The following is a 14,495-nucleotide window of genomic DNA, read 5'->3' on the forward strand; positions in this document are numbered from 1 at the left end:
GAGGTGCGTTTAACATGAATATACGCCACGGTTAGCCATTGCTTTTGTTTGGCCGCCAGAAAACATATGCTAGGCTTGCAATGGTCCGATGCGGTGAATTCGAAAACTTCCCGAACGTGATGCAGTTACGCATGCGGGGGCTTCAATCCATCACACTGGCGGCCGCGTCCAGGAGGGGCACGACCCATGCCGAACGAACGTGCCACGGTTGTGCAGACGCCGGTTGGCGCCGATGTGCTGACCTTTACCCATCTTGTCGGTCGTGACGAGATCAGTCGTTGTTTTGCCTATACCGTCGGGTTCGTGAGCACGAGCCGGGACGTCGATCCGCTGAAGATGCTGGGCGGCATCGTTTCAGTCGAAGGTGAATCCAATCCAAAGCGCTGGTTCAGCGGCCTAGCGTCGGATTTCAAGCTAACCCGCATCGAGGACCGGCTGGCGTTCTACGAGGCAACTGTCAGGCCATGGCTCTGGTTCCTCGGCAACACCACCGACTGCCGTATTTTCCAGAACATGACAGCGGTCGAGATCATTGAAAAGATATTCTCGAAATACGGCATCGCCAAATTCGAGAAGCGGCTGCAGGGGTCTTATCCCTCGCGCGAATATTGCGTGCAGTACGATGAGAGCGATCTCGATTTCGTGCAGCGGCTACTTGAGCACGAAGGCATCTTCTATTTCTTCGAGCATGACGAGGGCAAGCACACGCTGGTGCTGTGCGATGCGATGAGCAAGCTGAAGCCGGTGCCCGGCTACGAAAAGGTGCTCTATAATTTCGAAGGCCACGGCTCGCGGCGCGACGTTGAATACATTACCGAATGGATCCCAGGCAGCGCGGTGCGACCAGGCGCCTATGCCCATACCGACTATGATTTCGAGAAGCCTGGCGCCGATCTGATGGCGAAATCGGCCCAGCCCTTCAGCCACAAGGAAGCCTCGGGCGAAAACTATCGCCAGCCCGGCGCGCATCTCGATGTTGGGCGGGGCGATAAGATTGCGGGTATCCGGCGCGAGGAACTCCAGGCGGTGCACCAGCACAGCACGGCCGTAGGCACCGTGCGCGGCCTTTTTTCAGGCTGCAAGTTCACGCTGGAAAGTTTTCCTCGCGACGACCAGAACCAGGACTATCTGGTGGTCAGCGCCGAATACCGGCTGTTCGATCCGGGCTACCGGACCCAGAACGAAGCACACAGCGAGAACTTCAAGGTAGTGCTGGGCGTAGCACCCACGAAATTGGCCTATCGGCCACCGCGAATCACGCCGCGACCGATCATGCGCGGCCCTCAAACGGCAACGGTGGTCGGCCCTTCGGGTGAGGAAATCTTCACCGACAAATACGCGCGTGTGAAGGTGCAATTCCATTGGGACCGCCTCGGCAAGAAGGACCAGAACTCGTCCTGCTTCGTGCGCGTGTCTCAGACCTGGGCCGGCAGCGGCTGGGGCTTCATCCAGATCCCGCGCATCGGCCAGGAGGTCATCGTCGACTTCATCGAAGGCAACCCGGACCTGCCGATCATCACCGGCCGCGTCTACAATGCCGCGGAGATGCCACCCTACGGACTGCCGGCCAACGCGACGCAATCGGGTTGGAAGTCGAACTCCTCGAAAGGCGGCGGCGGTTTCAACGAACTGATGTTCGAGGACAAGGCCGGCTCCGAGCTGGTCAATTTCCAGGCGCAGAAGGACCACCATCTGCTGATCAAGCACGACCGCAACAAGACGGTGCAGCACGACCAGTCCGACCGCATCGACCACGACGCCAAGCACTCCGTCGGCCACAACCTCGACGAAGACGTCGGCAACAACAAGACGGTCAAGATTGGCGTCGACCAGACCACGAGCATCGGCTCGAACGACACCGAGACGGTGGGCAAGAACCGGTCGCTGACGGTGATGGCCAACGAGACGATCCACGTTGTGTCGAACTCGACGGAAAACATCGACGCCAACCATTCGCAGACGGTAGCGATCGTCCAAACCATCACGGTGGGCGCCGCGCGCGTCGACACCGTCGGAGCTTCAGAGACAAGAAGCGTCGGCGCGGTGCAGACGAACACCATCGGCACATCCCGCTCGGTTACGGTGGGGGCGGGGCAGAGCCACACAATTGGTGCGGACGACAGCTGGTCTGTGGGAGCTAACCAGAGCGTACAGGTAGCCGCAGATCAGAGTTTCAGTGTCGGGGGCGGGCATACTTCGGAGATCGGCAAGGGCCGTACCTCTAAGATAGCCGACGATGATGTCATTCAAGTTGGTGGCTCGCGAGCACTCAAAGTCGCCAAGGGCAGCCTTGTCGAAGTGGGCGAAGACGGCGCGATCAAGATCGGCAAGGATCTGATGATCGAAGCTGGTGATTCCATCGTCATCAAATGCGGTTCGGCGGCGATCGCGATGAAGAAGGACGGCACGATTTCGATAGAAGGCAAGGACATTACCATCAAGGGGTCTGGAAAGATCAACGTCAAAGCCTCGAGCGACATTACGATGAAGGGCTCGGAGATAAAGCAGAACTGAGGGCATGCGATGACGACTACGAAAGCGCGGATTGAGGGAGTTGTGATCGGCATATTTCTCGGCTTCGGCGAGGACGCCCCGCTCGTTGTCTTTCCAGGAAATGAGAGAGAGACGGCAATTCCGGCGCGCAGCCTCGCCGTATTCACCTCGGACATGATTGGTGCCGAGGTAGCCTTGTTGTTTCAGGATGGTGACCCGAGCCGGCCTCTCATTGTCGGGCGGATCGTCGAGCCAGCGCGCCGGGCTTCGGACCCGCAGATCGTCCGCGATGGAGAGAAAGTACGGATCATCGGGGACGAGCGGATAGAGCTTCGTTGCGGCAAGGCGACGATAATCATGGAGAAGGACGGCCGCATCACCATCCGGGGCACATATTTGACCAGCCACGCAAGTGCCGCCAATCGCATCCGCGGCGGCTCGGTCAACTTGAACTGATGGCCGCGCCGGTCCTTCGTGATATCGTCCGCCAGCACGCCGAGATGGCAGCGTTTCTCTGGACCGTGTACGACTACAACCTGCTCAACCCAGGCAAGAATCCGGACATGGATGAGGAGCGCCTTGCACGGCTTGTCGAGCGGCTGGAGGCGCATCTCGATGGACTGAGAGTCGCGGGGGCCACGGGGCGCGAGATTGCCGAACAACTCCATGCGGAATTTCCCGAAACCGGAGAACTTTTCGTAATCCAGATGCTCTCGGTGAAACAACCGCCCAGAATAGTGGAGTTAGATCTGAAAAGGGTGCGGGCCTACCTGCGTGCTGGCGCGAGGCGCTGACCTGTAGTTGGGCTTTGAGTTGCCGTTCAGCTGTAGCGGGCCCCAAACCAACTCTGGCCGTCAAAACGGGCTGCTATCACATCCCCGGCGCTGGCGAGGTAGCTGGCGTTGGAAACCAGCCTATAAGAAGTGATAGTGTTCTTGACGTTGGTGATCGCAGTGCCGTCGAAGCGGAATACTCCCTCACTCCCTCCTGCCAAGTATATTGCTCCTCGATAATCGGCCAGCGAATGGAAATCGTGGCCCGGTTGAGACACATCGTTCCAGTTAATGTCGGATCCGCGGAAAAGCACTCCTCCGGCTCCGCAGACCAGGATGTCGCTTGCAGTGAGTGCCAGAAGACCAAGGAGCCGCTGGTTGGTCGGCAATTGAATCCGGGTCCAGGAACCGTCAAAGTGCCAAAGCAAGCCGTTCGTTCCGCAGGCGTATAGATCGCGTCCGGACACGCCGCGAATCGAGAAAATCACCCCGCCCAAGGGCGGGCTGAAGGCGGACCACGCCGTTCCATTCCAGCGGTAGACGACCCCTTCGTCGCCCGCGGCATAGACCTCTGTATCCGACAGACCCCAGATGCACGTTAGCGCTTGAGCGGACGCCTGCGATACAGTCCATCCCGCGCCATCGTATATTCTTACGTTGCCATCAGCATCAGTGACGTACAGCCAGCCGGTTTTCGAACGCCAGATCGACGTCAGCCACAGTTGGACATCGAGCAACTCGGTTTGGATATTTGGCGCTAGGCGATCGGCTACGTCGGAAGCCTGGTAGACGTACGAATTGAAGCCTTCTCCGTCGCTGTAAACAGCTATACTGTAGATTACGCCGTCGCCGTCGAGCGCCACGCCATCACAACTCACTGAATAATCGCTCATAGATCCTGTCCTTCATCAAACCGGACCGCTGGTAACGGTGGCCTGTTGCTTGAATGCCCCGGTTGCCGGCGCCCGACATTGTGTGCTGTCCTTAGCGGCTTCATCGTCGCCGTCCATCATATCTTTGAAGAAGGCGTCACAGATCATCCGCAAACAAGTGACGGCGGGATGTTCCTTGCCGTCAGGCCCATCGTCCATATGGGGCGCCTTGGCCTTCTTCATAGCATTCAAATTGCCCTCACGAACTTCCTTGTAGGTCGGGTTCTTGCCCGTTGCCCGCTGTTTCTTCGACCAGTCGCCCTGCTCAGCGGTTTTCTCGCCATGCTCGGTGCCACGGGTGGTCTTGTCGTCGAGGCACACACAGGGTGCGTCACCTATCTTATAGTCCGACACTGTGCTGATTGCCTGACCGCCGCGTGAGTTTTGGAAACAGGCGTTCTGAAGTATGTGATCAGATTGCTGACTTGAACTGCATTCCTTGTCAGCATGTTTGTAGGCATGAACCTTCATGCCGAGATTTGCGAGAATGGTCGCACAGTCCACCCCACCGACGGTCAATTGGCCGACTTTCGGCCAGGGCGGCGCGTTACCTGTTGGCGAGGCATGGTTGTTAGTCGAAAGATCGGTCATGCGGCTGACCGGTTCGCCATCCGCCTTCACATCGCTCGACCATGCGACGGCATATTCCTTGCCGGTGTTGACTGAGGTGATCACGCCTTTCTTGGCGGCGCATCCAGCCTCTGTGCCACTGGTCTTTGTGTAGTAGGATTTGTTCTTCTGGGTGATGGTTTGGCCACCGATCTTGACGGTGCCGGTGCCGCTGTCGGTGTCGGAGTCAAGGCCGAAGGAGGGATAGGGAACAGGTACCCCTGGCGGTGTCGCGGGATTTTCCGGCGGCGTGAAGCAGACGTCAGGAAAGGCTGCAATGACCTTGTTGGACTGCGCCTTGCAAGCGACTTCCAGACCATTCGCGTAGACAGTCATCAGGCCGCCCTCGCTGCGAGTAGCGCCGCTCCGCAGGCACCAGCGTCGTTGGAAGCCTCAATAAGCACAGGGTTTCCTGCGGCATAACCTTTTTGCGCCGCTGTCCACGCCATGCCGATCATCAATGGGCCGACGGCCGCGCCGACATTGCCAACAGATTCTCCAGGTGACCAGATGTCTTGGAAATCGTGACGGCCGCGCAATAATCGCAGGCTAGCCAGCGCACTCTGTTTGAACCAGTATTGCTCGCCAATAAGGTCGGCGATCCGATAACCAAGCCGGTTCATCTCGATGCCGGTTTCATCGAACGCCGCACTATAGGCGGCCGTCATTCCATCGCCTCGCAGAGGCAGATCCTGGCCGTTGTAGATCGACGCGACTTCCCGTGACAGGCCAAGACCGAAAAGCCGAAACCCGCCGGATTTTGATTGGGTGCACAATATTGCAGCGGCGGCCTCGCCGGGAATAAAGCCGTTGGGATTATCGGGTGTCAGCAAACGGCGCTGGTTTAGGTAGTGTGCGATCGCAGGTGCGGTCAGATAGCTGTCAACACCGGCAATCATCACGTAAGGAACTTCGCGGGCAGCGAGAAGCTTGCGAGCGTGGTCGAGCGCGACATGCCCTGACGGGCGACCATGCGCGACGATGCGAGACCTTATGTGGGGCTCCACCTCGACGATCTCGGCAATTCGGCGGAGCAGGACGGAGTTGTCCTGAACTGGGCGGCCCGGTCGATCCTGCTCGGGCAAACACAAGATCAAAGCGGTCTTGCCTCGCGCTTGCGGGACACTCTCGAAAGCTTCACAGATCGCGCCTGCGGCGAGGTGAGCGATGCGCTTCTCGCCAATCCAGTTGCGCGGAAGAGGAACAGGGGCGCCGATCAACCACCCTCCACCTGATCCGACAAAACGCGTTTCCTGAAAGCCATCGAGCCGTGCCCGCATCGCGGCACAAGCCGATGGGGCGTCGAGACCGACGGCGGTCACCATCCCAATCGAGGCAATGTCGATCGCCGTGCTCATGCGTTTTGGGTATCTTCCTCAGGCGCTGTTCCATTGGCGCGGATATAGGCTCGCCCGGTAGCACGCGCGCGGAGCATCGATGCAGTTGGCGGACCGATCCAGCATTCGTTGAAGTCGAGGATCGTTTTGTGGATACGCTGCGATATCCGCCAAACTAGTGAGAGGCGCCTGTTCTCGGTGTCGAAGAGGATAGTGTCAGGGTGGATGCTTGTCTCCAATACCTTCTCCCTGCCTTTGAACAACGTCATCGGCAGCGCGGTCCCCGGCAGCCGAAAGCTCGTCCGTCCCTCTGGCGTCAGGTTCACAAGCACCACTTCCTCGCCGCCTTTCGGATTATCGATCTGCTGGTCAGGCGGCGCCATCTGGAAGTAGCGTTCATCGAAGTCCGGCGGCAGGAACGGAAAGATGTTCTTCGTCCAGTTATCGTCATAGGTGCCACCATACTCGATCCGGCCAGGCCAGCCGCGGCCCATTGGGCCGAAGCTCATCGGCTTGTAGTCGCCGAAGGGCGAGCGGATCTCCTCATCGACCGCCTGCGTGTTGGGCAGCCGCAACCCTGGGACGAGGCGCTGGTTCTTGGTGCGCGACCATCCTGTTCCGACCGGGTTGTACTTATAGCTGGCGGGAAGCTTGTCCTCTGGATCCAGCCTGTCGATGCCACCCCAGGCAACGTCATAGGAGATAGGCAGTTTCAGAAAGGGCTGCGGCGCGGTCGCGGTAAAGACCGGTCCGATGGCGCGCCATTCGCGGTGGCCGACGACCTCGAACAGCTTCGACCAGTTGCCGACCTTGATGCCGACCGGAACGCGCTCCGCGGGCCGTCCCCCCGGCGCATGGGCACAGCCATTGGCGATCACATCGCAGCGCGGCTTGCGGAAGGCGAAATCCGTCTCCCACAACGTTGCCGAATAGCCAGGCACACCGGTTTGCGTGTCGGCCATGACCAGCGGAACCTGCTCGGCCGATTTCTGCACCAGCCCGCCAGGCTTCGTCGGAAAATCGAAAGTGCCCTTGACCACGACCACGATCCATTCGTGGCCGGCCTTGTCCATGCCCATGGTGAACTGATGAGGATAGCCCATCTGGTTCCAGATCTGCATCAGCTCGCCTCCACGTGGCCGGCGAAGATCTGTTCAAGTGTCGTTTGCGGCGCCTGCGGATCGACGTCGAAAATATCCGTATGCGCGGACCACATGACGAGGTCGTCGATGACATCGCCATCCTGCTCGATTAGAGGCACGGGCAAGGCCATCAGGGCGGCATCCAGTTCGTCGGGTGTCAGCTCGCCTCGTTGTGCGGCCAGGGCGGCGGTTTCGATGCCGTCGAACCACGCGTCCAAGTAGGCCAGCTTCAGCCGTGCTTCGGGGAGCCAAGCAGCTACACTAAGCGGGAACTGCCTGCCGACCCGGTCGGCGCTCTTCAGCACGATGCCGGCCGAGGGACCGAAGGAATCGGGGCCGGCCAGGAAGCGCAAGGGCGTGCTTGTCCGCCAGGCTTCGAGCCCAAGCAGCGGCACGATGTGCTGCGCCAGCCAGCGGTCCCATGCGCGCACGAAATCTGCCGGCAGCCGCCGCGTCACGAAATCGCCGGTGGCGGGCATCTTGCCGTAGAAGCCGGGCAGGGTCAGATCTGCGGCGGACATGTGAACTTCTTGAACATTTCGAGCGTATATGGGTTCTCGACGCTGGCCGCCTTGAGCTCGAAATCGGCCCAAACGCCTTTCGTGCCGAGCCGCAGGCTGTAGACGTCGGTGAGCTTGGTCGCGGCGAAGCGGCCGCCGCGCAGCATTCTGAGCCAGGCCCAGCTGCCAGTCTCGTTGAGCATCACTTCGGGCGAGCCGTCAACCGGCTGAAAGGCGAGCGAGATCACGCCGGTGCCATCCTTGCCGGGCCACGTCATCGGCTGCGGCCTCGTCGCGTTGTTGTAGTAGACGAGATTCTGGCCATCGAGGTTGAGCGTGACCCGCGCCACGTTGGGTGAGAGGTCCTTGGGTTCCAGCGTGAAGTTCATCACCGGGCCAGTGCCGCCTGGAAACAGGTCGTCGCGGATATGCCTGGCCTGCTCGAACGCTGCAAGCGCAGCCGGGTCGAGGCCGAAATCGGCCCGCCATTTCCATGGTTCGCTGGCGGTGTCGACATAGTTGATCAGGTGGTCGTTGATGAATGCATCGATCATGCCGGTGGGTCCGAACAGACGCTGAAAGTCGCGCACATTGACGTCGACCGCGCTGTCGGCGCTGAATGGATAGCGGTTGTTGAGCGCCGCCTGGCAGAAGGGGAGTATGTCGGCCCGCCAGATGGCGTTCAGCTCGTTGGTGACGGCCTTCTGCGACAGGCCGCTGGTGTCGCCGGCGATACCGCCGAGCCAGTCGTTGATCGGCGAGGGCAGGATCTGCGCCTGCCTGGCGACCGCGCCTGTCAGTTCGGCAAGGCCGCCCTGTTTCTTGATCGCATCCTGCGGGTTCGGATTGGCGGTGACCGTCTGCAGCACGTTCGACAGCGCAGTCAGCGCCACTATCGCCGCGTCGAGCGCTGGCGGCTGGCCGTCGACCTGGGCGATGGTGCCTTTGAGCGGCTTGAAATGCTCGGCAACGAGGCTGCCGGTCATGTCCACCTGGCTGGCGGATCCGGCGCGCGGCAGGAGCTTCGCGCCTGTGGTCACCACCTTGCCCAGCTTGCCGAGTTTGCTGAGCAGCTTCGAGCCCGTGCTGGCGGCAGCGCCGCCTTTGTCGCCTGCTGGCGCATCGTCGGAACGGGTGAGGTCGGTCTCCTGCACCACTGCCGTCAACAGGCGCTTCAGCGCGGAGTCGGCGCTTGAAAGGTCCTTGAGGTTCTCACTGGCGATGTTGAGATCGGTAAGCGGGGCAAGCCGCATGTCACGCAGGAAAGAGTCCCATTGCGCGATATAGTCGTCATAGTAAAGCTTCAAGATGTCCTGCGAGAGTGCTGAAACCGACGTCTCCGAATTCTCCGCGCAGCCACCGGCAAACACCGCGCGATCGAGGGCCGCCTGTCCCGCTACATCCTCGACCCGATCGAGGATCGCGTCGTGGAAGCCGGCATAGGTATAGGGGCCAGGAACACCGACGCGCAACGTCTTGTCGGAGCGGCGCGCGAACACTTTGGCGCCGTTCGGCCCAGCGAAATTGGCCGGCACCCATTCCTTGACGGCCGCCACTTCCGGGTCGGCCAGGAGCTGCTTGTAGGCGCGCTCCGGCAGTGAGATCGTGCACACAGTCTTCAGCGCCTCCGCGACCAGCGCCTTGTCCGGAGCGATGTAGCTGTCGTCGACGGCCATGCGGCGGATGGCTGCGAGCTGGTGCTCTTCGGCGTCGGCCGTGGGGAAGGGGGGAGCCGGCGCGAATTGCGGCAGGCTGTTCACCCACCAATTCTGGACGAACTCGGTGTCCATCTGCGACAAGCCTGTCATCATCCGGTAGGTCTTCAGCGCGCCGAGCATGAAATCCGGATCGCGAATTTGCCGCCACATCGTGGCCTCGAGCAGGGCGACCATATGCGGCTCGAGCATATTGCGCAGCGCATGGTCGTAGGTATCGGTCTGTGCCCGCACCAGCTCCGCCGAGGCGGTCGGGCCCAGCAGGTTATGGACGGCATCTGGCGGCGCTGTCCGGGCGGTCGCCACCGCGTCCATCGCCGCCAGCGCGCCATCCATGGTCGGTTGCTCGACCGCGGCCGGGGTGGCGGCGACTTGGGTGAGCGGCCCTTGCAGGGCTTCGAACTGGCCGGCCTGTTCAGTGATCGCATTGCGGTTGTCGAGGTAGGACCAGGTGAACAGTCCGCCGGCCAGCAAAGCCGCGAGTGCGCAGGCGGCGGCCGCTCCGCGCCAGATCCAGGCGCGGCGACGCTGCGCCAGCGGATCGAATGTGCCGAGGCCGGCCTCCTTGAAGATCACCTCGGTGAGAAGGTTCCTGAGGAAGAAGCTGCGCTTCTCGACACGCGCCGTCGGCATGGCGCGGCGCGGTGGCAGGCCGAAGGACGACGACAGCGCCGCGGTCAGCCGGTCGATGGGAGCGCCTTCCTGTGTCGCCGATGTCAGGTAAAGGCCACGCAGCCAGGCTGCCTCCTCGTAGCGACTTTCGCCGAACATCGCCTCGATCAGTGTCTTGATCGGCTCGACAAGGCTCGCCAGCTGCGCCGGAAAGCGGAAGATCTCGGCGCGTGAGCCGAGCTTGTCTTCATCTTCCAGGCGCGGTACCAGCCGCCGCTCCAACTCGGTGGCAAGCCCGGTAAGTTCCGCCTGGATTGTTCCGGCGTCGACACGGGCGTCGAGCGGGAAAGTCGTCCCCCACACCTGCTCGCGGGCGCTCGTCGACAAGCCGCCGAAGAAGGCTTCGAACCCTTTGATCAGGTCTGCCTTGGTTAGCATCAGGTAGACAGGCAGACGGATCTCCAGCCGATCGTTCAGCTCCGCCAGCCGGCGGCGGATTTTGCGCCCATGCGCCTTGATCGCTTCGTCGCCCTCCGAGAGCGCATCGATCGACAGCGCGACAATGACCCCGTTGAGCGCGCGGCGGCCGCGGTGCTTTTTCAAAAGGTCGAGGAAGCCCAGCCATTCAGCCGCGTCGACGTCCGGCTGGCTCTCCTGCTGAACGTAGCGGCCAGCAGTGTCGATCAGCACCGCGTTTTCGGAGAAGAACCAGTCACAATTGCGCGTGCCGCCGACGCCTTGCAAATCATCGGTGAGATCAATTGGAAAATTGAGGCCTGACTGCCGCAATGCCGTGGTCTTGCCGGTGGCAGGCGGCCCGACGATCACATACCAGGGCATCTCGCGCAGGAATTTTCTGCCGCCGAGCTTGCGGCGCTTGAGCTCGGCCATCACCTCGCCGAACTTGGCGCCAACGGCTGCAACGCTCTCCTCGCCGGGTGTGAGCTGCTTTTCCGCCACCGGTGCCGCGATCTCGGCGACAAACATGCGGTTGGCGCGGATGGCTCGCCGCTGCGCGAGGATCAGCCAGATCAGCCACAGGATGATCAGCCCCGCGATCATTGCGATGCGCACATTGTCGGATTCGAATGGCGCGTAAGGCCCGACCTTTACGATCGGGCCGAACACCCAGATCAACAGCGAAAGCAGCGCAATGCCGAGCAGCGTCCACAGGAAACGCGAGGTGATGACAGCCCAAAAGAAGCGCAGGATGAACATCTCAGAGCCTCTTCTCGACCAGGACCTCGACGCGCCGGTTGAGCGCGCGGCCCTCGCGCGTCGCGTTGTCGGCCACCGGATCGGTGTCGGCGCGGCCTTCGGAATGGATGTGCTCTTGTGGCACGCCAGCCTGAACCAGGAGGTCCGCTATGGTTTGGGCGCGCGCCTCCGAGAGCCGCTGGTTGCTCGCGAGTGGGTTGGACCGTTGCAGGCGCACGTTGTCGGTATGGCCGATGATCGTGATGTTTCCGATCAGCTCCTTGTTGTCCAGGATGACCTTGGCGATGGCGGCGATCAGCGGCTCATAGCCTTGGGACAGCGTCGACCGCGAGGACTGGAACAGCTCGGGGTCGGAAGACTGGATGATCAGCTTGGCTAGCGAGACGCTCTCGGTGCCGCTGAGCGCGCCCTTGAGGCTGGCCGGCGCTTCGGCCTTGAACGCGGGCAACAGCGCGAAATCGACCGACTGCGGCGGTTCAGGTTCGGGCGCGTCCTGCTTGGGGGCGGCGCGGGTAACGTCGCCGCGTGAAGCCGGCGGCAGCGTGCGCACGACTGCGGAGAGTTCAACCGCCTGGCTGCTCAAGCTCATCGACAGACCGATGTATGCGGCGGCGGCGGCGGCAATTGCGGCAAGTGCCATCACCCAGATCGGGACGATGAAGCGCTGCGGCTCGTCGGAAGCGATCACGCCCTTCCAGTGCGGCGACAGCGGGGCGTCTTCGGCGTCGGCGTTACGCAGGAAGCGCGCCGCGGCGAGGCGCACGGCGTTGAGCGACCGGTCGCCGGCGCGGCCAGGCACGCGATATTTGCCGCGGAAGCCGAGCGCCAGGCAATAATACTGAAGCTCCAGCATCTCGTGGTCGCGGTTCGGGTGACGCTCCAGCTCGTCAAGGCGGGTGAAAAACTGGGTGCCGGCATCGACGTCGCCACGCAGCATGACCACCAGCGGCTGGCGTGGCCAGGCGCTGGCGCCGCCCCAAGGCGTGTTCAACGCGAGGTCGTCGAGCAACGCCGCCACGGCCCAGGCCGCCTGGTCGGCGCGCTCCAGCGAGGAGCCCGCTACCATCGCGGCGTCGCGCGCCTGAACCAACTCGTCGAGCAGGCGCGTGCGCATCGCTTCCGGGTTCTCCGGCGCCAGCGCGCTTTCGAGCTCCGGCGCGAATTCGAGCAATGGCGCGAAGATATTGATGAGCGTGTTGGCATGGGCGCGCGCCATTTTGACCGGGGCGCCCGGTGCTAGCGGCGCCATCGGCCGTGGCGCAGCGCCCGCCAGCCTGATCCGTGTGCGTTCGCGATCCTCCGACAGTCCGAAAGGATCATCCCGGCTCATGGCGTCACCTGTTCACTGAGTAGCAGTCGACCTGCGGCTCGCTCGGCAGGACACCGGAAACGCCGATGACGAAGCCGGGGGCGTCGAGCAACGAGGCCCAATGCTCGCTCTTCTGATCAAGCTCCAGGCACAGCCGGTCGCCATCGTAGGGAATCTCGCGTGGCTGCGAATGAAGCGGTTTCAGCGGAATGCCCGGCAGGCGGGACTTCCAAAGACCTTCGAACTGGTCAGCGGCGCCGACTGTCGCCTGGTTGACGAAGATCTTGCGCAGCGCGTCTTCCGACAGTTCCGATCCGACGCGGATGACGATGCGGCTGGCGACCAAGAGCTTCGGGTTGTCGATGCGCACTTTCCAGACATTGGTCGCGTGCCGCATGACCGGCAGCACGCGCGATTTCGGCTCGATGTAGCGCAGGCTCAGAATGAGCGAGCGCAAGGCGTCGGCCAGCGCCATATAGGCGGGGCCGGGCGCCATGTGATCGTAGGCCGGCAATTCGCCGAGCCGCCGCGAGCTCGAGCCGTAGGTTGCCATCTCGCCGGCCAGTCCGGCAAGTTCGAGATAGAGTTCGGCCGGATGAAAGACATCCTGCGCGAGCATATGGGCAAGCCGCGGGCGAGCGGCATTGGCGAGGTGCAGCATCAAAAGGTCTTCGACGCTGCGACCGGCGCCACCCATCACCATCTTGCCATGCGCTTCAGCGATCTGGTCGAGGCCGGTGACGACCTCCTGCAGCAATTGCCGGTACCAGTGGACTGCGCCGGTGATCAGCGTCGGCGGCAGGAACGTCTCATCGAGCGAGATGCCGCCGTCGGCGCGCACACCCTTTATGTCGGCGATCGGCAAGGCGGTATAACCGCCGACCGACTTGCCGGGCGCAAGCAGGGCGGCTTGCGGCCGCGCGATCTCGATCTCTTCCGGATCGGCGCCGCTCTGGACGGCGTCGCGCACCGAAACGATCTTGCCGTGGTAGCGCGCGCCCGTCGATGCCGCATGCGCCGGATCGAATCCGACGCCACCGGCTGGCTCAAGCGGCAATGCGACCAGCACCGGCCCGGCGCCGGTGTCCGCCGTGACCGGCAGCGGCTTGGGCGCATCCATCAGTTCCGGGATGGAGAAAGGCGTGCCGTCCGGGAAAATGCCCCGGGCGGACACGATCGAGACCTGGCCGGCATCGAGCAGCGACTGGTCGAGGGTCAGTTGCTGGAAGCCGAAAGTATGGAGCTGGCCGGCCTGCAATGCGCCGCGCACCATGCCCTCGAAGAACCGATCCTGCTGCTGGAAGTGCTGGGTCCTGAGAAACAGGCCCTCCGACCACAGCACCCTGTTTGCATCGCTCATGCCACTACTTTCTGCACACAACCATCCGCGGCCCCTGTCGCTAGGCGGAAATACCGCCCTTGCCGAGGCTGACATTGATGGTGAATTTCGACCCTGGCGATACCGACTTGGTCGTGCGCCAGTTGCGTCCGCCTGGCTCGCGGATCAGCGCCACGAAGCCGAGTGCCGTGGCGTTCGGCTCGACCGTGATGGTCTTGGCCGCCGTCTTGCCGGGCGCAACCGAGATCGTGTCGGAGCCGATGAGGTCGGCACCGAGCGTCGAGCTCGCGTCGCCCTGCAGCGCGAAATAGTCGGCCGAGTTGAACTTGCCGGTGCTGGCAAGCCGCATCACCAGGACCGTCACCGGCCTGTCGCCGCCGCCCGGTCCTGGATTCATGCCGGCGCCCCCCGTCACGTTGACCGAGATAACCGATGGTTTCGGCGGGCCGCTCTGGCAAGCCGCAAGCAGCCCGGTAGCGCCGAGGGCAACGACGAATTCGCGTCTGTCGATCATGT

Annotated in this window: 12 protein-coding genes; 3 read left to right on the forward strand and 9 right to left on the reverse strand. The window is 62.3% G+C overall.

All coding sequences use genetic code 11. The annotated features are described in order from the left end of the window. The first annotated feature begins 186 nt into the window (after positions 1–186). From tssI to LB543_RS18260, 3 genes are read left to right on the forward strand one after another with little or no spacing between them, the layout of a single operon-like run. The gene (gene tssI, locus LB543_RS18250; protein WP_224615063.1) at positions 187–2,514 is read left to right on the forward strand and encodes a type VI secretion system tip protein VgrG; all 2,328 of its coding nucleotides are present in this window, start codon (positions 187–189) and stop codon (positions 2,512–2,514) included. 9 nt (positions 2,515–2,523) lie between these two features. Continuing rightward, positions 2,524–2,949 (forward strand): DUF6484 domain-containing protein, encoded by a 426-nt coding sequence (locus LB543_RS18255; RefSeq protein WP_224615064.1) that lies wholly within the window; start codon positions 2,524–2,526, stop codon positions 2,947–2,949. Next, positions 2,946–3,287: a hypothetical protein gene (locus LB543_RS18260; RefSeq protein ID WP_224615110.1), complete on the forward strand. Its 342-nt coding sequence runs from the start codon at positions 2,946–2,948 to the stop codon at positions 3,285–3,287. The genes LB543_RS18255 and LB543_RS18260 overlap by 4 nt, the downstream gene beginning before the upstream one ends. Before the next feature lie 26 nt (positions 3,288–3,313). Here LB543_RS18260 and LB543_RS18265 read toward each other — a convergent pair whose 3' ends face one another. From LB543_RS18265 to tssJ, 9 genes are read right to left on the reverse strand one after another with little or no spacing between them, the layout of a single operon-like run. Next, on the reverse strand, positions 3,314–4,159 hold the full coding sequence (locus LB543_RS18265; RefSeq protein WP_224615065.1) for a WD40/YVTN/BNR-like repeat-containing protein: 846 nt from the start codon (positions 4,157–4,159) through the stop codon (positions 3,314–3,316). 15 nt (positions 4,160–4,174) lie between these two features. After that, on the reverse strand, positions 4,175–5,143 hold the full coding sequence (locus tag LB543_RS18270) for a DUF4150 domain-containing protein (protein WP_224615066.1): 969 nt from the start codon (positions 5,141–5,143) through the stop codon (positions 4,175–4,177). Further along, a complete protein-coding gene (locus LB543_RS18275; protein WP_224615067.1) occupies positions 5,143–6,165 on the reverse strand; it encodes a 3-oxoacyl-ACP synthase in 1,023 nt (340 codons plus the stop codon). The genes LB543_RS18270 and LB543_RS18275 overlap by 1 nt, the downstream gene beginning before the upstream one ends. Next, positions 6,162–7,265: a DUF2169 domain-containing protein gene (locus tag LB543_RS18280; protein ID WP_224615068.1), complete on the reverse strand. Its 1,104-nt coding sequence runs from the start codon at positions 7,263–7,265 to the stop codon at positions 6,162–6,164. Before LB543_RS18280 ends, LB543_RS18275 begins: the two co-directional genes overlap by 4 nt. After that, entirely contained in the window at positions 7,265–7,807 is a 543-nt protein-coding gene (tagF, locus tag LB543_RS18285; RefSeq protein WP_224615069.1) for a type VI secretion system-associated protein TagF, read from the reverse strand. The genes LB543_RS18280 and tagF overlap by 1 nt, the downstream gene beginning before the upstream one ends. Continuing rightward, positions 7,789–11,331 carry a type VI secretion system membrane subunit TssM gene (gene tssM, locus LB543_RS18290; protein ID WP_224615070.1) on the reverse strand — a complete coding sequence of 1,181 codons (3,543 nt, stop codon included), beginning with the start codon at positions 11,329–11,331 and terminating at the stop codon, positions 7,789–7,791. Before tssM ends, tagF begins: the two co-directional genes overlap by 19 nt. A 1-nt stretch (position 11,332) precedes the next feature. Continuing rightward, complete coding sequence (gene tssL / locus LB543_RS18295) at positions 11,333–12,661, reverse strand: type VI secretion system protein TssL, long form (RefSeq protein WP_224615071.1); 1,329 nt, start codon at positions 12,659–12,661, stop codon at positions 11,333–11,335. Positions 12,662–12,665: 4 nt separating this feature from the next. After that, on the reverse strand, positions 12,666–14,000 hold the full coding sequence (gene tssK / locus LB543_RS18300) for a type VI secretion system baseplate subunit TssK (RefSeq protein WP_140813267.1): 1,335 nt from the start codon (positions 13,998–14,000) through the stop codon (positions 12,666–12,668). A 40-nt stretch (positions 14,001–14,040) separates the two neighbouring features. Continuing rightward, on the reverse strand, positions 14,041–14,493 hold the full coding sequence (tssJ, locus tag LB543_RS18305; RefSeq protein WP_224590323.1) for a type VI secretion system lipoprotein TssJ: 453 nt from the start codon (positions 14,491–14,493) through the stop codon (positions 14,041–14,043). Positions 14,494–14,495: the final 2 nt, after the last annotated feature.

The sequence above is a fragment of the Mesorhizobium sp. ESP7-2 genome, assembly GCF_020164715.1.
GTDB lineage: Bacteria > Pseudomonadota > Alphaproteobacteria > Rhizobiales > Rhizobiaceae > Mesorhizobium.